Below are 21,868 nucleotides of genomic sequence, written 5' to 3' on the forward strand. Positions count from 1 at the left end.
ATCGTCCTTATTTGAACTGTAAGTAAAATAGTGCGGCAACAATCAAGGTAGATAATGCTCCAACAAGGTAGTCAGGTGTTTTCAGCTTCAGCGGATACAGGATTGTCTGTTCGTTCATGTGTTCAAATCCACGTGATAGTGCGGACGCTGCAAGTTCATCGGATGTACGGAGGCTTTTCATCAGGATCGGAACGAAAAGGTATTCCACTATCCGCACGGGGTGGATGATATATTGCAGCGGCGACAGGGATACCTTGCGAATCCGCAGGCTGTCTTTCAAGCTGTGATAATCCTCCCGTATGGTGGGGAAGAAGCGCAGCGCCACCATGAGTGGGACTGCGGCAGCGTCTGGTATCTTCATGTGCTGCATGGCGGACAGCACATAAGAAATCGTCGTCATACGGACAAAGAAACTTCCCATCATTAGCAGGACGACCAACTTTTGAACGAAGTAGCTGAGCGACACGATCAAGAGCATTGCGCTTGTGTTATGAATCTTGTCCACGTTCGCCATAAGGAAAGCAACGACAATGTAGATGGTGAGATATACGGCAAAAGGCCTATACGCCTTTGCAGCAAGTAGATAAACTGCTGCTACCGCGCAGATGATATGCGCGGTCATGGCCTTGTTCATAAACATAGCCGTTGTTCCGAGAAGAATTACTACAAATCCAACAATCCGCGGGTCTAATGCGGGGCTAGTCTTGTCCAGAGGAAGCACCCCCTTTCCGAAGTAGCCGAAGCACCGTGTCTTTACTGTTTTCTGTCAAAGCGAAGTCCTGCTCTATTCTCCCCTCGTTCAGATAAAGAACGCGATGGCAGGCAGACAGGATAAACTCATAGTCGTGGGTAATGACAAAGACCACACATCCATCCTGTGCAAGAGCTTCCATTTCCGCAGAAACGCGAAGCATACTTCCACGATCCAAACCGCTGGTGGGCTCGTCGAAGAACAACACGCGGCTGTCTGCTTTCAGAGCTCCGGCTATCGTAAGCCGCTGCTTTTGCCCTCTGGAAAGAGCGGCGGGGTGACTTTCACGTTTTTCCCAAAGAAAGAGCTTTTCCAAAATCGCCTGATTATCTGCGTCATCCAAGGCTTTCTTTCCTACTCCGATTCGCAACTCGTTTAGTACGCTGTCGCCAAAGAGCTGATAATCGGAATCCTGCATTACAAAATAGATTTGACCGAGGCGCTTCTTCTGCGGAAACTGTGCTCCGTGAATTGAAATTGTCCCAGCACTTTCTTTCAGCAGTCCGCAACACAGCTTCGCAAGGGTCGTTTTGCCCGCCCCGTTCTCTCCGATAATCCCGATGATTTCTCCGCTGTATGCTTCAAAAGAAACATCGTGTAAAAGCGCAACCCCCACCTGTGAGCGCCTCTTGCGCCGCCCATAGGCAAAGGATACATGGGAGAGAGACAGGATCGGCACCGCAGCCTCCTGTAAAGCTGCCGGGTGCTGACAAGGCATGAGTGTGTCAAGGCTGAAATTCCTCAATTCGAGCTGTCTCAAGTCGCCGTCGCTTAACGAAAGCGTTTCCTGCCTGCTGAAATCGTTTTGTATGGCACCATCCTCCAGAAACACCATGCGATCCAGCAAATCGGCCAGATAGAAAACCCGGTGTTCCAGCACAATCAAGGTTTTCCCTTCGTCTTTCAGTTCCGAGAGAACGTCGTGCAGCTCCATAATTGCCCGAAAATCCAGATTCGCGGAGGGCTCGTCGAACACATAAATATCGGGTGTCATGGCATAGCAGGAGGCAATAGATACCTTTTGCATTTCTCCGCTGGATAACTGAAACAGGCTTTTGTCTGTCAGCTTGGAGATATTGAGCTTTTCAAGACTGTCCTTTGTGCGCTTCCATACTTCTTCACGTGGTAGCTTCATGTTAACGCATCCAAAGGCAATCTCGTTTGTCGTATCCGTCATAAAGAACTGACTGCGCGGGTCTTGAAAAACAGAGCCGACCATCCTTCCAAAGTCGCGTAAGGCGAAATCTGCGGTATTTTTGCCGTCCAAATAGACCTCGCCGCTGAAAGTACCTTCATAGAAGTGTGGCACAAGCCCATTAATGCAGCGAGAAAGCGTTGTTTTCCCGCTGCCGCTTGCGCCGCTGATAAGCACAAAAGAACCCTTTTCAATCGTGAGGTTAATTCCATGAATGGCAGGCCGGGAATGTCCCTGATATTGATACGATACATCTCGCAGCTCAACTGCATAATCCTTCATCTGCGCCGACCTCCTTACTGCCGCGGGCGTTCCACAGCTTGTGATAGTATCCGTCGGTATCCGACAGCAGGGCTTCGTGCTGCCCTGACTGAACGATCCGCCCGTCTTGAAATACCAAAATCTGATCCGCGCTGCGAATCGTACTCAAATGATGGGCGATTACCAAAACCGTCCTGTCCTTTGCCAGCTCCGAAATGGCTTCCTGAATCAGCGCCTCGTTGACCGGATCGACATTGCTTGTGATTTCGTCCAAAAGCAGGATCGGAGCGTCTTTCAAAAATGCCCGCGCTATAGAAAGGCGCTGCTTCTGGCCGCCTGACAGCCCTACGCCGTTTTCTCCGATCATGGTCTCATATCCGTCGGGAAGCGACATGATAAAGTCGTGGATGCGGGCTTTTTTTGCGGCGGCAACGATTTCATCCTGTGTGGCCGACGCCTCTCCCAGCCGGATGTTCCCCTCGATGGTATCCGCAAATAGCTGGACATTCTGCATGACAATACTGACAGAGCCGAGAAGCTCATCGTAGCTCATATCCCGCACGTCCACGTCGCCAATACGGATCTCCCCATCTGTCACATCCCAAAAGCGCAGCAGGAGATTTGTAATCGTCGTTTTGCCGGAGCCGGAGCCGCCGACAAGGGCGGTGAGAGTATGCGCCGGAGTGCGGAAAGAAATGTCTTTCATGATGAAGCCGCCTTTCTCATAGGAGAAAGACACATCCTCAAAGGCAATCGAATATTCAGTGGGGTGGATCGGATCTTTCGGCTCCGGGACGGTTTCAGCTTCGGTGATCTTTTTGATGCGGCGGAAGCTGTCTGCCACCGTCAGATAGTTTACCCAATGACTTTCCAACGCAAGGAAGGGCTTGTAAAACTCGCGGCTGATGATGGCAAAGAGCAAGAAGCCGTAAACGGAGATATTGCCCGCCAGCAGCAGGAGCAGCCCTGCGGTGAGCATGACCCAAAAGGAAACATCAATAATAAAGCCATAGACGGACAAAACCGCCGCCCGATTTCTGGATACGGCCTTGCTGCTCTGCCCAAAGTCGCGGGCCGTCTGTTCTACCTTTTTCTCAAAGCGGCGGCTTTCAGAAAAGGCTTTCAGAAGGGGAATCCCTTTTACATATTCCACAAAGACACTCACCATATCGGCAAGATCATTCCCTGCTTCTTCCTCTAACCGCTTCGCGCGCTTCAAACCTAATATGAGGAACAGGATCGCAATAGGTAGAGCTGAAACCATAAGCAGCGCCATCTTCGGGCTGTAAATGACCAGCGCCGTAAGCAGAACAGCAGACACGATAAAGTCGGAAAGCATCCGTGTCCACACATGACCAACAACCATTTCCATATTATCTACGTCTTTATGAATAATGGTGCTGATCTCGCCCAAACGCTCGTTGGTATAGAAGCCAAGCGAAAACTCTTTCAAACGATAGATGATATTTTTTCGTACCTGATAGACAATATCAAACCCTGCATAGTGCTTTCTTACGTCTGCAAGGATATTGCTACCACCTTTTATCAGCAGGCAGGTGGCCAACACAATCCAATACCATATCAACATGCCGGCGCCGGACATAACGGCCTCCAAAGACTTTAGAAAAATATACATCATAGCAATCCCCGAAAGGGCATACAGAGTAAAGCCCATAACAGAGAGCGATAAAGAGCGTTTCCCGCTGGGGGTTAGCGTGTTCCAGATTTCCTTAATCAAAGGGACACCTCCTTAATCTTCCAATTATCGACCTTGTTTTGATCCTCCACCATCTTTCGATACAGGGCGCAACGGTCAAGCAGCGCATTGTGCCTGCCTGTATCTACGATCCTCCCGCTGTCCATGACGACGATTTGATCCGCGTCACGGATGGTATTTAGGTGGTGAGCGATCATAATGACGGTTTTATCTCGGCTCAAATCGTCGATAGCTGCTTGAATATAGGCTTCATTCTCTGTATCTACCGCCGCCGTCGCCTCGTCCAAAATAATGATTGGGGCATCTTTCAGAATCATGCGGGCAATGGAAAGCCGCTGCTTCTCCCCGCCGGAGAACTTGACGCCGGCTTCTCCTGCCATGGTCTGATAGCCGTTCGGCAGGGACATGATGAAATCATGGATGCGGGCTTTCTTTGCGGCCGCTGTGATTTCTTCCATGCTGGCCTCTGGCTTTCCGATTCGTATATTTTCTTCCATGCTCAGATTAAAGAGAAAGACATCCTGCTGAACGATGGAAAAGAGGCGGTTTAATTGCTTTTCGGAAAAGCCTGCAGCGTCTTTCCCCGCTATGGTAATGCTTCCGTCAGCCGGTTCCCAAAAGCCCATAAGCAAGTTGGCAAGCGTGCTTTTTCCACAGCCGGAAGCTCCGACCAGTGCAGTCTTGCTGCCTTTCGAAAAGCGAAGATTGATGTTCTCCAGCACGTTGCCGTTGTCGTTGTAGGCAAAGTTCAAATCTGAAATGACAATCTCCCCATTCACCGGTGCGTCGCTATGCTCCGGCCTGTTTGACGCAGGTACACCTAGGATCGACCAAATGCCTTTCATGGCCTGCTTAAATACGATTCCGTAATGCTGGAAGGTGGCGACCTTGGCAATAGAGGATGTAAACAGCCCGCCTAAAACAATGGCAAGGATCAGACGAGGGAGCTCGATTTGTGAGGTAGAGAGAAGATAGGTGCCAAGGATCATCACGAGGACAACGCCGGATTCCATGAATAGGATAATCAATCCCATTGGAACAGAAATACCGGCCATGGATTTTTTCACCCAATAATCGTAGTCCTTTGCCGATTGGATCGTCTTTTCCGTCTTGGTTTCCTCTTTTCCAAAGGCTTTGATTACGGAAATATTGGAGACATACTCCATGACGTTTTCCTGCATCCTTGTCACAGAATCAGCATATATTTTGAAATTCTTTGTCCAAAGCGGAGCGGAGATTTTCTTTGTGATCCACATTAACGGCAACCCTACGACCATAACAAGCGCCAGACGCCAATCCACCCACAGCATGACAAGGAAAACGGCAGCGGGAAGAATGGTAGCGGACATGATTTCCGGCAGGCCGTGAGCGAGATACCCTTCCACCTGTTCTACGTCATGTTGCACGATATTTGTCAGGTCACCCGTCTTTCGCTCCTGAAAGAAACCGAGGGACAGTTTTTTCAGATGGCGGATAATTTGCAGCCGCAAATCCGTCAGACAGGTGTACGCTGCTTTATGGGCTGTCCATGTCGCAAAATAAGAGCAGACAGCCTTCCCTATGAAACAGAGTAGCATTGCGCCGCACTCCCAAAAGATTTGTTCCAGCATAAGTGACGCGGTGAAATAAAGACCGATCATGTGGATCAGTAGCATTTGCGGGATCAGGTCAAAAACAATTTTGCAGCACAGCATCATGTTGGACAGCCTGCTTTTGCTCGTTACCTGTCTCACAAGCTCCTGTTGGGTTTTCATGTTAAGCATCCTCCTTTAATACCGAATTATAATTCGTTATTTTGTCAAAATAATGAGTTATCTATCATTAACCCAGTCTTAAAAGAAAAGGGCTTATGATTATCCGAAACGGGTAAGCATAAGCCCCTATTATAAAGAGTTTACGCCCTCATAATAACACTTTGTTACCAGCGAAAGCATGGTGTGTGCAAACTCACGATCTTGATAATGCCGTACAACCTCTAAAATGCTCTCTGCAAAGTTGCTGGCAAGAATATGACACAGCATATCATTATAGGAAACGTGCGTTTTTTTACCAAGCTGCCGCTTGATGTGCTGCTCGATGGAGTGGATAAACTGCTCCTTTGACACTTCATACTTTGTTCCCTGGCTTTTGTCCATGATAATTACAAATATTTTATGGTTTTCAAGCAAATCAAGAATGTAGTCTTCGGCTATGTTCTTATACTTCTCTGACGGGAGCCCATCTGCCTGTTCTTCTTCCATTACGATCTTATCAAAGTTCAGGTGCAACGAAGATGCGATTTTGTCAAACAATTCCTCTTTATTTTTATGGTAATTATAGATTAGGCTGACCGGAATCCCCGCTCTTTTCGCAATCTCCTGCATTTTTGCGCTGCGATAGTCTTTTTCGTAAAACACATCCACCCCGGCTTGAAAAATGCGTTCAAAGATTTCATCCTTCAATACTTGCGGCATAGAAACCCCCTCTCTTTATATAACTGAATCTAGATTCGCTTTTAATGATGCACTATAATGAAGCTAAAGTCAAGAGGGTAACGCCCATATCATGGTGTAAATTCAAAAGTCGAAAAGAGCCAGCGGCTCGTCCTTCAGGTATAATGTAAATCACTACAATCGACATAGTCCCGAGGGAGGACGAACCAATGGCTCAGCTCAATATTACATTGAATCAAGATGAACTTCTACAGTTACTTTTGGTGGATCGCGAGGAAGCATTCCGAAAGCCACTTCAAAGAACGCTCAATGACATCTTAAAAGTAGAATCTCAGGAACAACTACAGGCGGCCCCTTATGAGCGCTCTGACAGCCGCCTGGACCGTCGCAACGGACTTCGTACCTGAGAGCTTAAGACACGAATTGGAAGAATTACACTTGCGGTTCCGAGACATCGTAACGTACCGTTCAAGACTCTGATTTTTGATACCTATTCTAGAAGCGAAGCAGCTTTGGTGGCTGCAATGGCAGAGTCATAGAGAGCTTATGCGGAACAAGTGTGTCTAAATCTTCTGTCTCAGAGATTGTAAAAATCTAGACAAAGAAGTCGAATCTTTTAGAAATCGTTCGCTGGAGAAATGCTATCCATTTTTGACTGTTGACGCAACATATTTCAAGGTTCGCGAGAATAATCGCGTCATCTCAAAAGCCCTGATGATTGCTTACGGCACAAACGAACAGGGACACCGCGAGATTCTAGGTTTCGCCGCCTATAGAAACGAGTTAAAAGACACCTGGCAGGACTTCCTGAAAAGTCTGAAAAAGCGTGGACTCAAAGGTGTAATCATAATTACCTCTGATACACACGAAGGCATTATTCATGCAATCAGCAAGGTCTTTCCCACTGTGCCTTGGCAGAGGTGCCAGTTTCACTTTTCTAGGAATGTCGTAGACAAAACGCCGAAAAAGTATCAGACGGGGATATGTGCTGAATTGCAGGAAATGTTTGCCTGCAATACGCTAAAAGAATCCGGGAACAAAAAGAATCATATCATTCAGGAGTATCAGGATGTAGCTGAAACAGCTATGTCCTGCCTTGATGAGGGGTTTAAAAGTGCCATGACCGCCATGATACTCCCACTAGGAATGCAACGATTCTTCCGTACTTCGAATGCTGTTGAACGACTCAATAAAGAGTTGAAGCGCCGTTCAAACAGTTTCAATCCGGCGGCACGATGAATGCAGCCGTCCACATCCCCGCCGCCTAAAAGAGAAGTGTTGGCAACATTAACGATTGCGTCAACGCTCATTTTTGTAATATCGGTTTTGATAACCTGCAATGGTATGAAGCACACCCCATTCGTCCGGTCAATGCCTCTGTCTGTTCAAATATCTATTTAGAATGTCTCATACATTATCTTCAATTCTTCCAGAATCTTCTCCTTTGTTCTGCCAACCAGCCCCAGTTGCTCAATATCCACGTTTTCATTTTTCATACGCCGGACAAACTCTTGAATATCGGCATAAACTCCTTGGGGAGACGCTATCTTGGCGGTGGGATTAATCAACTCCGTCAGACGGAAAACATCATTCTTATGTTTCTTAATATTCTTGCCATCAACGTGATCTCCTGCGGCCTTACGATCTGTCAAATCCATCCATGCTTTTGCCTTAAATGGAATCAAATATGCCGCATCCAAGACAGTTACTCCATCAACAACGACTTTCCCCTGCTTCAAAAATTCGTAGTAATCATTGTCTAAAAGAATAGCAGACAGACTTGAAATATCATCGTCCATCGGTAACGGTGTTAGCACTGCATCTTCCGGAAGCTGAATGGCATCCGGCTTTCGTGTAAAAAGTTCAATCATCGCAGGATACTGATTTGAGATTGGATGACTAAAACGATAAAACTGCGGCACACCCGAACTTTTATTGCAATGTTCATATCCGGCCTGCTGTACATATTCCCAAAATTTCTTTCCGAAATTCGCATCAACTGCTTCTATAATCAGAACAAGGTCAATGTCCTTTGTTGCTCGGAAATTCAGTCCTTCTTCCGTCATCAGAATGTCACATGCCGTTCCTCCAATGATGGCATATTGCTCTTCACTGCCCTTAAACCATTCCTTAAAACTATCAATCCCTGTAACCATCTATCTTTCTCCACAGTTCATTCAGCATTTCTTCTATTGCTTCTTCAACACGCTCATCTTTATCTTCTCGCAATGCCAATGCCAACGAAAGTTCGTCTACAGTATCTCGTGTGGATAATTTTCGCGGATTGTATCTCCACATTTCTACGGCCACTTGCACCTGCGAATTCTGCAAGCTATTGGTCATAACATCTTTCCATTGAGAGATTCTTTCTGCCGCATAACATCTGACATTCGGTGCGTTCAGCATGGAATACTCTGCCAATGCCGAATATCCGCTTTCCGGCAAATCTGTTCCCACATATTCTTTCGGAATATAAACCGTTCGTTTTATTGGGTTCAGTAACTTATCGCCTGCTTTTTGGAACAGTGTTTTCGGAGAATCCTCAGATTGCAGGATTCTCTGCACACCGACTTTCCTGATGTGCAGCAATCCCATTTCTTCAAGCTGTCTCGATGCTCTTGATATCGAAGTAGGTGTCAGTTCCAAGTCCTTCGCAGCTTGACTTGTAGATAGGTCCTGTGTGCCTCCATAAATAAAATGCAGTAGAAGCATCTGCGCCGATGGAAGTATTTCTTCCCGTGGTATTTTTTCCGCGCTGCACCGTTCCTGCAAATACACTGCCATAAAGGGCAAATAAATTTGCTTTCCGTCTACAATAAATGGAATCTTCTCACGAATCAAATATTCTTTTCGGCGAAAGCTAAGTTCTTTTAGCACCAGCACAACGGGCATGTTCTCATTTTTCTGTATCCGAGCAATATGCTTTTTCAGCACTTCAATCTGCTCCAACTCTGTCTTAGGATAAAGAAAAATCATCTTCTGTTCATCCATAGACATCATCTGTAAGCAATACCTTGTGGCTATAAAATTGGGCAAATGCCTAAACTCTACATCCTCATTGGTAACCTTGATTCCAAGAACTTTATAGAGATATTCCATTTCATCACCTACATTCTTAACTCTTTTTTGTATTGTAACTCTTTATAAGTTAATATTCAACATTTGAGTTAAGAGCAGTCGGAAATCTAGGCTAAGCGAACAAAAAGCGTTGGTGCTGGCTCCATACGATTGCATCACCCCACATCGGGACTGGACTCTCCACCTTTTTTCTGTGGCGAGAGTCTTTTGTATATCTCTGCAATACTTCCATCCGTCGGCATTACCTTTAACAGTTTCTTTGCAGAAAGCGGCTCTGGTGTTTCAAGGAAGATGTAAGCAGAGAAAAGCCTTGTGTATCAAGGGTTTGAAGCACATTCTACCAACTCTTTTTGTCCACCCTTCATCTTGTTTCAAAGAAGATGAAAACCCCGCAACGCTTGATTCTACTAGCGTTGCGGGGTTTTCTATCAACTCTTTTTGTCTTATAACTCTGATTTTACAAGTGCTCCCGGGATTTTTTATTATTTCTGGCGCATCTGAGGGTAAGACTCACTACTCCAAATTTGACCGCTCCCGCTTTCTGTCTCTGTATTCTTTTCGTCGGACATTTCGCCTTTCGCTACGCGTTTCCGGACGCGCTGCCGCCCTCTTCCGCCTCGCTTCGAATGTGCCCTGCGGCGATATGGCGCTGCAGGATTTCATCCGTAAGCCGAAAGAGCTCAATCGAACCAAGTTCGGTGCGGCGCTGCCTGCCGTAGACCTGAGAGGCCGTGACCGCGTGCTCTTTCCAGTCGCCGCCGTCATTGCTGTCGTTTAAAAGGAGAGGCTGGAGGTTATCCATGGCGCGCGCAAAGCGGGCATCGGCGCTCTCTCCGGCGTCAAACTCCGCAAAGAGAGCCCGGAACTCGGCCGCCTGATCCGCAGGCAAGAGTCCGAAAATACGCTCTGCGGCCGCCGCCTCTCTTGCGGCCTGGCTCTCTTTTGCCGCCTCGTCGTAGGCGTAGGTATCACCGGCATCGATCTCGACCACATCGTGCAGGAGACACATCAGCATGACCCGCGCAATGTCGACCGGTTCGTTCGCGTACTCGCGGAGCAGATAGGCCATCAGCGCCATGTGCCAGGCATGCTCGGCGTCGTTCTCGCGCCGCCCGTGCCCCGTCAAATGGGTCTGCCGAAGTATGTTTTTCTCCTTGTCGAGCTCCAGCGCAAAGGCAAGCTGACGCCCGAGGCGCTCGTTCATCGCGCTTCTCCCGGCCGCGGCGATGCGGCATCCGCTATGCCGATGAAGGCAGCGTTTAAGCCGCGCTTCGGCCCCTGGGCGCGGTGCGAAAAGAGACGCTTTGCATTCCGGTAGGTGCAGACGCCGCTGTCAAAAATTTCCTGTACGCCCGCGTGCTCGAGGAGCAGGCGGTTTGCGAACGCGAGATCCAGCTGCCAATGCCGCGCGCCGTCCTCTCCGGTGTGCGGTGCCGTGAAAATCTTCTCGATGTCCCGCTCGGGGAAGGTAGCCGCAAACTGAATCCGCACGGCCTCGCTCGTCTCATAGCAGGCCGCCGAGATACCCGGACCTATGCCCGCAATCACATCCGAAGGTCTGGTTCCGTAGGCCTCCTGCATTTTCTCGAGGCCGCAGAACGCAATGCGATCCACTGTGCCGCGCCAGCCCGCGTGCAGCAGGGCAACCGCCTGGTGCGCGGGGTCGTAGAGATAGAGCGGCAGACAGTCCGCGTGGTAGGTCACCAGCGTGATGCCCGGCACATTGGTCATAATCCCATCGACATTGTCATAGGGACGCGGAAAACGTACGCCCGCGCCGCGCTCTGCTGTCGTAATCTCTCTGATATTGGTCGTGTGCGTCTGCTTTGCAACGGTCAGAGAGTCGTAACTCACGCCGATCGCCGCGGCCATGCGGCGGTAATTTTCCCGCACATGCTCTGTGTCGTCGCCGCGGTCAAACGAAAAGTTCATGGTTCCGAGATAGCCTTCGCTCACGCCGCCCTGCCGGGTTGAAAAGCCGTGACGTAGTTTCGGATAGGCCCGAAAGGCCGGAAAATAGAGATAGCTGAGCTCGCCCACTTCGGCTACCTCCATCTGATGCCCTGTCTCAAACTGCCAGGGGGGAAGCTGATAGTCTGCCATGCGATACACTCCTTTCCTTATGCCTCCAATGTACACCCATGCACGCCGGGCGTCCACTGCGAACTATCGTCTTGTCTCCCGAAATGCATCCCGAAGCCAGGTCAGCTCCTCGCCGAGTATCCCGATGGCGTCAAAGCGCACCGGCGTGTTCTCGGGTAAATGCCGCTGATAGAGATACTGCCGCGCCGCGAGAAAGAGCCGCCGCCGCTTCCCGCTGTCGATGGCGGAAAACGGGACGCCGTCTTTTTTGCTGCTGCGATACTTGACCTCGAAGAAAATGAGATACCTGCCGTCGCTGCCGATTAGATCAATCTCGCCGCCCCGGCAGTAAAAGTTCCGGGCGAGAATCTCAATCCCCGCGGCAATGAGGTACTCTGCCGCCTTCTCCTCATACCGCGCGCCGACGGCGCGCGTACTTTGCCGCCTCATGCCTCCTCGCCGCCGAGTTCAAAATGCGTGAGAAAAGTCTTCCGGTGCACCGGCGTCGCGCCGTGTACGCGCAGCGCTTCGATGTGTGCCGCTGTCCCGTAGCCCTTATTCTTCGCAAAGCCGTAGGCCGGATAAAGGGCATCCAGACTGACTAAGAAGCGGTCCCTTGTGACCTTGGCGAGCACCGAGGCCGCCGCAATGCTGAGACTCTTTGCGTCGCCTTTCACAATGGGCAGCTGCGGAATCGCAATGCCGGGAATGGTCACGGCATCGTTCAGACAAAAATCCGGCGGCGGCGACAATTTGCCTATGGCCTCCCGCATTGCCTCATAGGTCGCCTGCAATATGTTGATCTCATCAATTCGCGCCGGAGAGGCGCTCCCGATGCCATAGCTCACGGCTTTCGCGCAAATCTCATCAAAGAGCGCCTCGCGCCGCGCTTCCGAGAGTTTCTTCGAGTCGTTCAGAAATAAAATTTCCGCGCCCGGCGGCAAAATCACGGCTGCCGCGACGACAGGCCCCGCGAGCGGTCCTCTGCCGGCCTCATCGATGCCGCAGATTGCCGCATAGCCTTTTGCGAGATACGCCTCCTCGTAGCGCCGGAGTCCGGCAAGCCGCGCCTTCTCCGCCTCAAGTTTTTCACCCTTCAGCGTTCTGAGTGCCATCTGTCTTCTCCTCTGCCGGTGCCTCGAGAGAAATGCGCCCGAGCGCTCCGCTCCGGAATTCGTTGATTACGATTGCCGCCGCTTTTTCCGTATCCGCCGCGCCGCCGGCCCCTAAACAACCGCGGCGTTCCGCAATCCGGCAGAGCATCTCCGCCGGACTCTCCGCGCCGGTAAGCCCATAGCGCTCCGCTGCGCCCGCGAGTTTGCCGTTGGCCTGCAGGAAGCCGAGTAACACCACGGCGAGCTCTGTCGTATCCACAATCATCTCGTTGATCGAGCCGAGGAAGGCTATCTTCTCGCCGATGGCCGGATCCTCAAACTTCGGCCAGAGAATGCCCGGCGTGTCGAGAAGCTCCACCGACTGATGAAAACGGATCCACTGGTTGCCGCGCGTCACGCCGGGCTTATTGCCGGTCTTTGCGGAACTTCTGCCGGACAGCATATTGATTAGCGTCGACTTGCCCACATTCGGGATGCCGGCAACCATCGCCCGGACCGGGCGGTTTAAAATGCCGCGCTTCCGGTCCCGCTCCCGCTTTGCCTCCGCCGCTGCGTCTATGGTGCGCATCAAAAGCTTCCGGTTGCCGCTGCCGCGCGCATCCATCGCGACGCAATGCGCGCCCTCTGCCTGAAAGGCGCGCTGCCAGGCCGCTGTTGTCGCGGCATCGGCGAGATCCGCCTTGTTCAGCACAATCACGCGCTCCTTGCCCTGTCCGAGCCGTCGGATCTCCGGATTGCCGCTCGAATACGGTGCTCTCGCGTCCAGGAGCTCAATCACCATATCGACAATGCGCACATCGGTTTCCATCTCGCGGCGCGCCTTGGTCATGTGCCCCGGATACCACTGTATATTCATCTCGTTTCCTCTTCTCAGCGAATGTACCCTAAACTTCGCAGGGGCTGCATTCGGAACCATATTCTGCCGCGTATCATTTTCCGCGTGACATTGCCTATGCTCTCGGAGCGGGAATCCTCGCCCGACTCCAGATTATCACTCAGCACAAAGTATTCATCCCGCCCGAGCGAAATACTCTCGGCGACTCTTCCGGGACTCGTGACTTCTCCGAACTGCAGGTAAGCCGGGGTCTCCAAACGCTTCTCGTTCACATAGAGCTTGCCGTCCCGAATGACAACACTCTCGCCCGGCAACGCGACAATGCGCTTGATGTTGGTCTGTCCGCTGTCGCTCTTAAAGAGGACAATGTCAAAGCGCTTCGGCCCGAACAGTTTGAACCCGAAGCGATCTAAGAGCAGGCGGTCGCCGTCCTCCAAAGTCGGGCGCATACTCTGGCCGTTGTTCACAACCTGGGTCCCGAAGGAATAGACAATAAACCACGCAAAGGCTATGACGGTGACAATCTCCACCAGGAGGCGGCATATACGCCGCAATAAGCTATCTTCCACTTCGTACGAAGGACGCATGAAATCTCCGTTCTATTCAAAAACAGGGTGTGCCTGTTGTTCTTTTCAATGATCCGTTCATTTCGTGTATTGCATACTTTAGTATACCATGAGAAACATACCGCTATACTTACGATTCCATGAAGCTAAAACCGATTTTTCGCAACAAAAAGGAAGAACCATCATTTTCTCGTGAAAGATGACAGTTCCCCCCTTGGTGTTCTATATGAATTTTAGATGACCTCTTTGACCTTTGCCGCCTTGCCGGAGAGCTTTCTCAGGTAGTTGAGCTTTGCTCTTCTGACCTTACCGCGACGGATCACATCCACCTGATCAACGAACGGCGAGCTGAACGGCCAGGTCTTCTCAACACCGATGCCGTTCGAAATCTTGCGGACCGTGAAGGTCTTTCTGAGTCCGCCGTTCTGGATCTTCATGACGACACCCTCGAACATCTGGACTCTCTCGCGGTTGCCCTCTTTGATCTTGTTGTGGACACGGACGGTGTCGCCAACCTCGAACTGACCCGGCACGCGAATCTGCTCTGCTTCAATCTTCTCTAAAATCGGATTCTGTCTCATTTTCTTTTCCTCCTGCAACATTCGACGTTCTTGCGCGCAACCTCCTGCCGCAGCGGAACATCTCTTCATAAACAGCTTTACCAGTCTAGCATAAACCGCTTGATTTCACAAGCGATTTTTTAGGTTTCGTCCGCACTCCGCTCTGCCTGCGCCTGCAAAAATTTACGGTCCGCTTTGTCAAGCTCTACCTTGGCAAACAGATCCGGGCGGCGCTCTCTGGTTCGAAGCAGGGCCTGCTCCCGTCTCCACTGCGCGACCTTTTTGTGATCGCCCGAGAGAAGGACGGGCGGCACGCGGAGCCCCTCATAGACCTCCGGGCGCGTGTACTGCGGGTATTCCAGGAGATTGCCCTCAAAGGACTCAATCTCTCCGCTCTCTTGATTCGAGAGCACGCCCGGCACCATGCGGCTGATGGCATCGACCATAACCATGGCCGGGAGTTCCCCGCCGGTCAGCACATAGTCGCCGATTGAATAGGGCTCGGCGCCGAGAAGCTCGAGGGCGCGCTCATCGACCCCCTCGTAGTGTCCGCAGAGAATCAGAAGGGAGTCCTCTGCCGCGAACATCCTGGCATCCGCCTGCGTGAACTGCCTGCCCTGCGGCGTCACATAGATGACCCGCGGTGCCTTCGGCAAATCCGCCGTCGCACTGCGGTAACAGCGGAGAATCGGGTCCGCCTGCATGAGCATCCCCGCACCGCCGCCGTAGGGCGCATCGTCCACATGGCCGTGCCGCTCGGTCGTATAGTCGCGAATGTTCCGGATGTCAAACGAGATAAAGCCTCGCTCCTCCGCCCTGCCGAGTATGCTGGTCGAGAGCCCCTGCCGTATCATGTCCGGAAACAGTGTCAGTATGGTAAAGCGCATCAGAGCAGCCCCTCCATAAGATGCACCTTCAAAAAGCCCTCTTCCGGATTCACCTCGAGAATACAGTCCTTGATATAGGGGAGCAGTAACTCCTCGCCGTTTTTCCGCTGCACTGTCACAATTTCGTTGGCGCCGGTCGGCCATATCGACTTAACTGTGCCGAGTGTCTCGCCGGCGTCGGTGATTACCGGGAGTCCGATCAGATCCGCGACATAGAACTCGCCCTTGCGGAGGCGTATGCCCTCTTCCCGCGGCACCCAGAGCTCCATGCCGATGTATTTCCGGATTTCCTCCGGCGTATCGATTCCCTTAAATTTACAGATGGCCATGCGCTTAAAAAAATGGACCGAGCTGAGTTCCAAGAGAACTCCGTCCCGGTCCGTTCTTTCCCCGGTGCGCTTCGCACCTTTCAGGTGCAGCGCGCTCTCCGGGCTTTGCGCATGCACTTGTTTCAGCCTGCGAAAGCGTTCGGGCTCGTCGGAGGTCACAAAGACCTTCGCCTCACCGCGTATGCCGTGCACAGAGCTGATGACACCGATTCTAAACTTGTCTGTCACGCGCGTTCCTCACTTCTTTGTTTCAGTCAATGTCCAACAGGATGTGCTTTGACCGGCGAGCGGAAGCCGCTCTCAGGACAGCGCGAATCGATTTTGCAATCTTGCCGCCCTTGCCGATGACACGCCCCATGTCCGCCTCGGCGACCGAGAGTTTCAGTACAATCGCGTCCTCTCTCTCCTCCTCCGTGACACGGACTTCCTCCGGCCTGTCAACCAGCGCCTTTGCAATGACTTCCACCAACTCTTTCATCGCCTTATTCCGTGATGCCCGCGAGCTTCAGAAGCTTCGCGACGCGCGGTGTCGGCTGCACACCGTTCTTCAGCCACTTCTTTGCCTCTTCCTCTTCGAACTTGATCACGCTCGGCTCCTTGGTCGGATCGTAGAGGCCGATCTCTGCGATGAAGCGACCGTCACGCGGGCTTCTCTCGTCCGCGATGATAATGCGGTAAAACGGTGCCTTCTTCTGTCCCATTCTGCGAAGTCTCATCTTAACTGCCATTGTAGTTTCCTCCTAAAAATCGTTGATTTGTATTTGCAATGCAAAATTTGCAGTGATACCGAACTTAAAAACCGAGCTTTCCGAACAGTCCGCCGAGCCCGCCGCGTTTCTTATTCTTCATCATACCCGGAAGCTGTTTCATCATCTTCCGCATCTGCTCGAACTGCTTGACCATGCGGTTCACCTCGTTGATATCCACACCCGCGCCCCGCGCAATGCGGTTCTTCCGCGACGGATTCAGAATCGACGGGTTGGCTCTCTCTTCCTTGGACATCGAGAGTATCATCGCCTCGACGCGCCCCATGTGACTCTCGTCGATCTCCGGCATGTTCGCACCGGCCGTCGGCATCATCGCCATGATACCCGCGATACCGCCGAGCTTCTTGACCTGCTTCATCTGGTCTAGAAAATCGTTGAAGTCAAACTCCGCCTTCTTGAGCTTTTCGCTCATGCGGCGCGCCTCGGCCTCGTCGACCTCCGCCTGCGCCTTCTCAATCAGCGAGAGAATATCGCCCATACCGAGAATGCGGGATGCCATGCGGTCCGGATAGAACTGCTCGAGGTCGGAGAGCTTCTCGCCCATACCGACAAAGAGAATCGGCTTGCCGGTGACCGCCTTGATCGAGAGCGCCGCACCGCCGCGCGTGTCGCCGTCGAGCTTGGTCACAATCACGCCGTCCACGCCGACCTTGTCCTCGAAGGTCTTCGCGACATTGACTGCTTCCTGACCGGTCATCGCATCGACCGTGAGCAGCGTCCAGTCCGCGCGAAGCGCTTCCTTGATGCGCCCGAGCTCCTCCATCATCTGCTCATCAATCTGCAGACGACCCGCGGTATCGACAATCAGGATATCGTTGTGCTCCTGCCGTGCCTTCTCAAAGGCCGCGCGGGCAATGTTCACGGGATCCGCGCCGCTTCCCATCGAGAAGACCGGGACCCCGACCTTTTCGCCGTTTACGCGCAGCTGTTCGATGGCCGCCGGACGGTACACGTCGCAGGCCGCGAGCAGCGGTCTGTGTCCCTTCGCCTTTAACTTTCCGGCGAGCTTGGCGGCTGTCGTCGTCTTACCGGCACCCTGAAGACCCGCCATCAGAATTACGGTGATGTCCCTGTCCTGTGCCATCTTGATTTCCGTCGTCTCGGAACCCATGAGCTTGATCAGCTCTTCGTTGACAATCTTGACGACCTGCTGCCCCGGTGTCAGGGACTCAAGCACTTCGGCGCCGACCGCGCGCTCTTCGATGCTCTTCACAAACTGCTTGACGACCTTGAAGTTCACATCCGCCTCGAGAAGCGCCATGCGCACTTCCTTGAGTGCCGCCTTCGTATCCGCCTCGCTGAGCTTTCCCTTGCCACGGAGGTCGCGGAACACGCGCTGTAACTTTTCGGTTAAACTCTCAAATGCCATAGGCTTCCTCCTTAGCGCGCTGTGAGCTGCAAGAGCTCGTCCGTGAGTTTCTGGATTGCCGGGAGCGCCGTCTCTCTGTTGCCGCCTGCACACTCGGCGAGAATCGCGGAAAGGATGCGTTGCTCTTCGCGGAATTTTTCCGCAAGATGCAGTTTCTCCTCATACGCGTAGAGCTGCTCTTCGGTGCGGCGCACGAGATCCGAGACGCCCTGGCGGCTGATGCCCGCCTCCTTCGCGACTTCGCTGAGAGAACAGTCGAGAAAGACGACCGCCTCAAACATATGTCGCTGGTGCTCGGTCAGGAGCTCTGCGTAAAAGTCAAAGAGAAGGTCGCGATCCGCAAATTTTTCTGCTCTTTCTTTTCCCATGCGTCCCAGTATAAGAAAAGCCGGGAGTGCTGTCAAGTACTTTTCCTTGACACTCCCGGCTCTTTTTATTCTTCCGTTTCCGCGGTGCCCTCCGGAATATTCCAGAGTTTTCTCGGCCCCTTGCGGTTGATGAACATCGCCTGCGTCTTCGAGTAGGGAAACTTCTGGCTCGTGTAGAGGCCGTAGTAGCCCGACAGCGTGAAGCAGACGGCAATCGCAAAGGCATAGTACGGCATGCCCGCAAAACCGAACAGCTCGAAGGTCATGAGCAGCGAGGTGAAGGGGCTGTTCGTCATGCCCGCAAAAAAGGCCGCGACGCCTATACCCGTGTAGAGCGGCACCGGCAGGCCGAACCAACTGGCAAAGGCCGCGCCGAAGCAGGCACCTATGGTGAGAGTCGGCACAATCTCGCCGCCCTTAAAGCTGCCGAAGAGGCAGGCGCAGGTAAATATCATCTTAAAGAGGAAGCTGTACCAGGCCGCCTCGCCCCGATAGGCCTTCTCAATCAGCGCAAAGCCGCCGCCGTTAAAGTCGAGCGCGTGCGTAAAGAACTGTTGGTTCAGCGCCGTCAGGCAGAGCAGCGCAACCGCGCCGACCACGCCGCGCATCCACGGGTTCGGAAAGCGCTCCGCCGTATAACGGTGCCCGCGGTACAGGAGGATACTGAAGGCCATCGCGAGAACGGCGCAAAGCACTGCGAAGAAAATGACCATGACCGCACCGCGCAGGTTAAACACCGGCACTTCGGTGACCGGAAAGGCCTCGCCGTAGACACCGAAGCGCACTGAGACATGGGCCGCGATAAACGCCGCGAAGAGGCAGGGAATCAGCGCCGCGTAGTACATGATGCCGATGGAAATCATCTCCATCGGGAAGATGGCCGCCGCGAGCGGCGTCCCGAAAATCGCGGCGAAGCAGGCGGACATGCCGCACATGATTGCGATGCGCTTATCCTTCTCATCCATGCGGAACGCCTTCGAGAGCGCCTCGCCGAGGCTGCCGCCGATCATGAGCGCCGCGCCCTCTCGTCCGACCGAAGCGCCGACCAGATGCGAGAGCACCGTCGAGAGAAAAATGAGCGGCGCAGTCTGCACCGTGATGTGCTTGCCCTCGGTGATCGAGTCGATGACGGTGTTGGTGCCGCCGTTTTTCTCCTCGTGTAAGAGCTTCTCGAGCCCCACAATCAGCATCGCCGAGAACGGCGCGAGCAGCAGAAATTGCGGATGTGCGTTCCAGTTTGCAGTTCCGAAGTCAACGCCCTTCCGGAACAGCATGCCAATAAAACCGACCAGCAGGCCGGTGACAATCGCGTAAAGCGTCCATTTTACGAAATAGAGCAGATTGCTCTTTGCCGACTCATTCACCGTAGGTCCCCTTCGAGCGCACAAGTTTCGGGCGGTAACCCTCTTTCTTCAGGCGCTCACAAATTTTTTCTTTGTGTTCGGTGCCAAAGGCCTCCATCGTGATGCGGAGTTCCACCGCCGCATTGCGGTTGATGCTCACAAACTGGTTGTGCTCGAGCTTAATCACATTGCCGCTCTCCTCGGCGATGACCTCGGCGACGCGCGCGAGCTGACCGGGCTTATCCGGGAGTAACACCGAGACAGTGAAGATGCGGTCTCTCTGAATAAGGCCGTGCTGAATCAGCGACGCCATGGTGATCACATCCATGTTGCCGCCCGAGAGTATGCTCACAATCTTCTTGTTCTCGACATCGAGGTGCTTCAGCGCCGCGACGGTCAGAAGCCCCGAGTTCTCGACAATCATCTTGTGGTTCTCGACCATGTCGAGGAAGGAGACAATCAGCTCATTGTCCTGAATCGTGATAATACCGTCCAGGTTCTTTTGAATGTAGGGGAAAATCTTCTCACCGGGGCGCTTCACCGCGGTGCCGTCCGCAATCGTGTTTGCGCTCGGCAGTGTCACGACCTCGCCCGCCTTGAGCGAAGCCTTCATGCACGCCGCGTTCTCCGGTTCCACGCCGATCACATGGATGTTCGGATTCAACAGTTTCGCGAGGGTCGAGACGCCGCTCGCAAGACCGCCGCCGCCGATCGGCACGAGAATGTAGTCGACTGTCGGCAGCTCTTTTACGATTTCCATTGCGATGCTGCCCTGCCCGGTTGCGACCGTCAGGTCGTCAAACGGATGCACAAAGGTGGCGCCGGTCTCGGCCGCAATCTCATAGGCGCGCTTTAACGCGTCGTCAAAGACATCACCGGAGAGCACAATCTCCGCGCCGAGCGCCTTGGTGCGGTTAATCTTCATGAGCGGTGTCACCGTCGGCATGCAGACCGTCGCCTTCACGCCCGCGAGCTTTGCCGCAAAGGCGACGCCCTGCGCGTGGTTTCCCGCTGAAGCAGTAATCAAGCCTTTTCCCCGCGCGCTCTCATCCATCGTCGAAATCTTATAGTAAGCGCCGCGCACCTTGTAGGCGCCGGTCTGCTGCAGATTCTCCGGCTTAAAGTAGACCTTGTTGCCGCTCTGTCTGGAAAAGAAGTCAGAGTAAATCAATTTGGTCTCCTTGGTCACCTCGCGGACTCTGTCACTTGCCTCTTCAAAAGCCTCCAATGTCATCGGTTCCATCCTGCTTATGCCTCCTCTCTACTCTCTCTCTGTCCGGCTCTCTGGCGAACAGCGCCTCGACATACTGCCCTGCGTCAAACTTCCTGAGATCGTCAATCTTCTCGCCGACGCCGATGTACTTGACCGGCAGTTTTAACTCCGCCTGAATCGCAATCGCGACGCCGCCCTTCGCGGATCCGTCGAGCTTGGTCAGCACGACACCCGATATATCGCAGATGTCGCCGAATTCCTTCGCCTGCTCGAGGGCATTCTGGCCCGTTGTGCCGTCGAGCACCAGCAGAGTCTCTCTCCGGTACTCCGGCAGTTCGCGCTGCACCACGCGATCAATCTTCCGTAGCTCCTCCATCAGATTCTTCTTGTTGTGGAGTCGGCCCGCCGTGTCGCAAATCAGAAGATCCGTGCGACGCGCGCGCGACGCCTGGCAGGCGTCAAAGACAACCGCGGCCGGGTCTGCGCCCGCCGTCGCCTTGACCATCTCGACGCCGGCGCGCTGTGACCACGCCTCCAGCTGCTCGATGGCTGCCGCGCGAAAGGTATCCGCGCCGGCGAGCAACACGCGTCTGCCGTCTGCCTTCGCCTGCGACGCCATCTTTCCGGCGGTCGTCGTCTTGCCGACCCCGTTCACGCCGATTAGGAGTAGCACAGAGGGGGTCTTCTCAAAGTCATAGGCATTTTCGCCGAGGTCCATTCTCGACTTGATGCTCTCGATCAGGAGATCCCGGCAGGCGCTCCGCGCCCGCACATGTCTTTCCTCTGTCATGGCGCGCAGCTCTTCGAGAATCTCCTCCGTCGCGCGGACGCCCACATCGCCGGTAATCAGAATCTCTTCGAGCTCATCGTAAAAGTCATCGTCCACTTCACCGGGGCCGTTGAACAAATCGTCCAGGCCGTAGACCACTGCCTTGCGAGTCTTCTCGAGTCCCGCCACAAGACGGCTGAAAAATCCCTTCTTCTCTTCTGCCATTGTTCC

Annotated in this window: 24 protein-coding genes and 2 pseudogenes; 2 read left to right on the plus strand and 24 right to left on the minus strand. The window is 53.0% G+C overall.

Annotated elements, in window-relative coordinates; all coding sequences use genetic code 11:
- Positions 1-7 precede the first annotated feature (7 nt).
- The 5 genes from ACO4XG_RS06425 to ACO4XG_RS06445 form a co-directional block, all read right to left on the minus strand.
- Complete coding sequence (locus ACO4XG_RS06425) at positions 8-721, minus strand: energy-coupling factor transporter transmembrane component T (protein ID WP_308508768.1); 714 nt, start codon at positions 719-721, stop codon at positions 8-10.
- Positions 699-2,228, minus strand: coding sequence for an ABC transporter ATP-binding protein (locus tag ACO4XG_RS06430; RefSeq protein ID WP_308508769.1), 1,530 nt, complete (start codon positions 2,226-2,228; stop codon positions 699-701). Before ACO4XG_RS06430 ends, ACO4XG_RS06425 begins: the two co-directional genes overlap by 23 nt.
- Complete coding sequence (locus ACO4XG_RS06435; protein ID WP_308508770.1) at positions 2,209-3,945, minus strand: ABC transporter ATP-binding protein; 1,737 nt, start codon at positions 3,943-3,945, stop codon at positions 2,209-2,211. The genes ACO4XG_RS06430 and ACO4XG_RS06435 overlap by 20 nt, the downstream gene beginning before the upstream one ends.
- Positions 3,942-5,678 (minus strand): ABC transporter ATP-binding protein, encoded by a 1,737-nt coding sequence (locus ACO4XG_RS06440; RefSeq protein WP_308508771.1) that lies wholly within the window; start codon positions 5,676-5,678, stop codon positions 3,942-3,944. The genes ACO4XG_RS06435 and ACO4XG_RS06440 overlap by 4 nt, the downstream gene beginning before the upstream one ends.
- Before the next feature lie 129 nt (positions 5,679-5,807).
- Complete coding sequence (locus ACO4XG_RS06445) at positions 5,808-6,377, minus strand: TetR/AcrR family transcriptional regulator (protein WP_308508772.1); 570 nt, start codon at positions 6,375-6,377, stop codon at positions 5,808-5,810.
- A 188-nt stretch (positions 6,378-6,565) separates the two neighbouring features.
- On the opposite strand from ACO4XG_RS06445, the pseudogene ACO4XG_RS06450 reads away from it, so the two are divergent.
- Positions 6,566-6,895, plus strand: a pseudogene (locus ACO4XG_RS06450) (transposase).
- Between the two features lie 91 nt (positions 6,896-6,986).
- Positions 6,987-7,595, plus strand: a complete 609-nt coding sequence (locus ACO4XG_RS06455; protein WP_485129671.1) for an IS256 family transposase — start codon at positions 6,987-6,989, stop codon at positions 7,593-7,595.
- A gap of 5 nt (positions 7,596-7,600) precedes the next feature.
- Here the strand turns inward: ACO4XG_RS06455 and ACO4XG_RS06460 are convergent.
- The 19 genes and pseudogenes from ACO4XG_RS06460 to ftsY all read right to left on the minus strand — a co-directional run.
- A pseudogene (locus tag ACO4XG_RS06460) lies at positions 7,601-7,666 on the minus strand (RNase III inhibitor); the annotation flags it as partial.
- An 87-nt stretch (positions 7,667-7,753) separates the two neighbouring features.
- On the minus strand, positions 7,754-8,512 hold the full coding sequence (locus ACO4XG_RS06465; protein ID WP_308508539.1) for a hypothetical protein: 759 nt from the start codon (positions 8,510-8,512) through the stop codon (positions 7,754-7,756).
- Complete coding sequence (locus ACO4XG_RS06470) at positions 8,496-9,347, minus strand: MarR family transcriptional regulator (RefSeq protein ID WP_308508540.1); 852 nt, start codon at positions 9,345-9,347, stop codon at positions 8,496-8,498. Before ACO4XG_RS06470 ends, ACO4XG_RS06465 begins: the two co-directional genes overlap by 17 nt.
- A gap of 667 nt (positions 9,348-10,014) precedes the next feature.
- Positions 10,015-10,638, minus strand: coding sequence for an HD domain-containing protein (locus ACO4XG_RS06475; RefSeq protein WP_308508541.1), 624 nt, complete (start codon positions 10,636-10,638; stop codon positions 10,015-10,017).
- Positions 10,635-11,537: a peptidoglycan editing factor PgeF gene (pgeF, locus tag ACO4XG_RS06480; protein ID WP_308508542.1), complete on the minus strand. Its 903-nt coding sequence runs from the start codon at positions 11,535-11,537 to the stop codon at positions 10,635-10,637. Before pgeF ends, ACO4XG_RS06475 begins: the two co-directional genes overlap by 4 nt.
- Positions 11,538-11,600: 63 nt before the next feature.
- Positions 11,601-11,966 (minus strand): YraN family protein, encoded by a 366-nt coding sequence (locus ACO4XG_RS06485; protein WP_308508543.1) that lies wholly within the window; start codon positions 11,964-11,966, stop codon positions 11,601-11,603.
- A complete protein-coding gene (locus tag ACO4XG_RS06490) occupies positions 11,963-12,631 on the minus strand; it encodes a ribonuclease HII (RefSeq protein WP_308508544.1) in 669 nt (222 codons plus the stop codon). The genes ACO4XG_RS06485 and ACO4XG_RS06490 overlap by 4 nt, the downstream gene beginning before the upstream one ends.
- Complete coding sequence (gene ylqF, locus ACO4XG_RS06495; RefSeq protein WP_308508545.1) at positions 12,606-13,487, minus strand: ribosome biogenesis GTPase YlqF; 882 nt, start codon at positions 13,485-13,487, stop codon at positions 12,606-12,608. The genes ACO4XG_RS06490 and ylqF overlap by 26 nt, the downstream gene beginning before the upstream one ends.
- Positions 13,488-13,501: 14 nt before the next feature.
- Positions 13,502-14,053, minus strand: a complete 552-nt coding sequence (gene lepB / locus ACO4XG_RS06500; RefSeq protein WP_308508546.1) for a signal peptidase I — start codon at positions 14,051-14,053, stop codon at positions 13,502-13,504.
- 212 nt (positions 14,054-14,265) lie between these two features.
- Complete coding sequence (rplS, locus tag ACO4XG_RS06505) at positions 14,266-14,613, minus strand: 50S ribosomal protein L19 (protein ID WP_009531932.1); 348 nt, start codon at positions 14,611-14,613, stop codon at positions 14,266-14,268.
- A 119-nt stretch (positions 14,614-14,732) separates the two neighbouring features.
- Positions 14,733-15,479: a tRNA (guanosine(37)-N1)-methyltransferase TrmD gene (gene trmD, locus ACO4XG_RS06510; protein WP_308508547.1), complete on the minus strand. Its 747-nt coding sequence runs from the start codon at positions 15,477-15,479 to the stop codon at positions 14,733-14,735.
- Positions 15,479-16,036, minus strand: a complete 558-nt coding sequence (gene rimM, locus ACO4XG_RS06515; RefSeq protein ID WP_308508548.1) for a ribosome maturation factor RimM — start codon at positions 16,034-16,036, stop codon at positions 15,479-15,481. Before rimM ends, trmD begins: the two co-directional genes overlap by 1 nt.
- Before the next feature lie 22 nt (positions 16,037-16,058).
- Entirely contained in the window at positions 16,059-16,286 is a 228-nt protein-coding gene (locus ACO4XG_RS06520) for a KH domain-containing protein (RefSeq protein WP_009531929.1), read from the minus strand.
- A gap of 4 nt (positions 16,287-16,290) precedes the next feature.
- Positions 16,291-16,536 carry a 30S ribosomal protein S16 gene (rpsP, locus tag ACO4XG_RS06525; protein ID WP_009531928.1) on the minus strand — a complete coding sequence of 82 codons (246 nt, stop codon included), beginning with the start codon at positions 16,534-16,536 and terminating at the stop codon, positions 16,291-16,293.
- Between the two features lie 64 nt (positions 16,537-16,600).
- On the minus strand, positions 16,601-17,944 hold the full coding sequence (ffh, locus tag ACO4XG_RS06530) for a signal recognition particle protein (protein WP_308508549.1): 1,344 nt from the start codon (positions 17,942-17,944) through the stop codon (positions 16,601-16,603).
- 11 nt (positions 17,945-17,955) lie between these two features.
- Complete coding sequence (ylxM, locus tag ACO4XG_RS06535; protein WP_308508550.1) at positions 17,956-18,312, minus strand: YlxM family DNA-binding protein; 357 nt, start codon at positions 18,310-18,312, stop codon at positions 17,956-17,958.
- A gap of 65 nt (positions 18,313-18,377) precedes the next feature.
- The gene (locus tag ACO4XG_RS06540; RefSeq protein WP_308508551.1) at positions 18,378-19,676 is read right to left on the minus strand and encodes a chloride channel protein; all 1,299 of its coding nucleotides are present in this window, start codon (positions 19,674-19,676) and stop codon (positions 18,378-18,380) included.
- Positions 19,669-20,898, minus strand: coding sequence for a threonine ammonia-lyase (ilvA, locus tag ACO4XG_RS06545; RefSeq protein ID WP_308508552.1), 1,230 nt, complete (start codon positions 20,896-20,898; stop codon positions 19,669-19,671). The genes ACO4XG_RS06540 and ilvA overlap by 8 nt, the downstream gene beginning before the upstream one ends.
- Positions 20,870-21,862: a signal recognition particle-docking protein FtsY gene (ftsY, locus tag ACO4XG_RS06550; RefSeq protein ID WP_308508553.1), complete on the minus strand. Its 993-nt coding sequence runs from the start codon at positions 21,860-21,862 to the stop codon at positions 20,870-20,872. The genes ilvA and ftsY overlap by 29 nt, the downstream gene beginning before the upstream one ends.
- Positions 21,863-21,868: the final 6 nt, after the last annotated feature.

The organism is Stomatobaculum sp., assembly GCF_057248925.1.

Coding starts and splice junctions, on each gene's coding strand:
- ACO4XG_RS06445 (WP_308508772.1), bottom strand. CDS start 6,377: ATGCCGCAAGTATTGAAGGATGAAATCTTTGAACGCATTTTTCAAGCC.
- pgeF (WP_308508542.1), bottom strand. CDS start 11,537: ATGGCAGACTATCAGCTTCCCCCCTGGCAGTTTGAGACAGGGCATCAG.
- ACO4XG_RS06485 (WP_308508543.1), bottom strand. CDS start 11,966: ATGAGGCGGCAAAGTACGCGCGCCGTCGGCGCGCGGTATGAGGAGAAG.
- rplS (WP_009531932.1), bottom strand. CDS start 14,613: ATGAGACAGAATCCGATTTTAGAGAAGATTGAAGCAGAGCAGATTCGC.
- ylxM (WP_308508550.1), bottom strand. CDS start 18,312: ATGGGAAAAGAAAGAGCAGAAAAATTTGCGGATCGCGACCTTCTCTTT.
- ftsY (WP_308508553.1), bottom strand. CDS start 21,862: ATGGCAGAAGAGAAGAAGGGATTTTTCAGCCGTCTTGTGGCGGGACTC.
- lepB (WP_308508546.1), bottom strand. CDS start 14,053: ATGCGTCCTTCGTACGAAGTGGAAGATAGCTTATTGCGGCGTATATGC.
- ACO4XG_RS06470 (WP_308508540.1), bottom strand. CDS start 9,347: ATGGATGAACAGAAGATGATTTTTCTTTATCCTAAGACAGAGTTGGAG.
- rpsP (WP_009531928.1), bottom strand. CDS start 16,536: ATGGCAGTTAAGATGAGACTTCGCAGAATGGGACAGAAGAAGGCACCG.
- ffh (WP_308508549.1), bottom strand. CDS start 17,944: ATGGCATTTGAGAGTTTAACCGAAAAGTTACAGCGCGTGTTCCGCGAC.
- ilvA (WP_308508552.1), bottom strand. CDS start 20,898: ATGGAACCGATGACATTGGAGGCTTTTGAAGAGGCAAGTGACAGAGTC.
- ACO4XG_RS06520 (WP_009531929.1), bottom strand. CDS start 16,286: ATGAAAGAGTTGGTGGAAGTCATTGCAAAGGCGCTGGTTGACAGGCCG.
- ACO4XG_RS06475 (WP_308508541.1), bottom strand. CDS start 10,638: ATGAACGAGCGCCTCGGGCGTCAGCTTGCCTTTGCGCTGGAGCTCGAC.
- ACO4XG_RS06430 (WP_308508769.1), bottom strand. CDS start 2,228: ATGAAGGATTATGCAGTTGAGCTGCGAGATGTATCGTATCAATATCAG.
- ACO4XG_RS06465 (WP_308508539.1), bottom strand. CDS start 8,512: ATGGTTACAGGGATTGATAGTTTTAAGGAATGGTTTAAGGGCAGTGAA.
- ylqF (WP_308508545.1), bottom strand. CDS start 13,487: ATGAATATACAGTGGTATCCGGGGCACATGACCAAGGCGCGCCGCGAG.
- trmD (WP_308508547.1), bottom strand. CDS start 15,479: ATGCGCTTTACCATACTGACACTGTTTCCGGACATGATACGGCAGGGG.
- ACO4XG_RS06440 (WP_308508771.1), bottom strand. CDS start 5,678: ATGAAAACCCAACAGGAGCTTGTGAGACAGGTAACGAGCAAAAGCAGG.
- ACO4XG_RS06490 (WP_308508544.1), bottom strand. CDS start 12,631: ATGGCACTCAGAACGCTGAAGGGTGAAAAACTTGAGGCGGAGAAGGCG.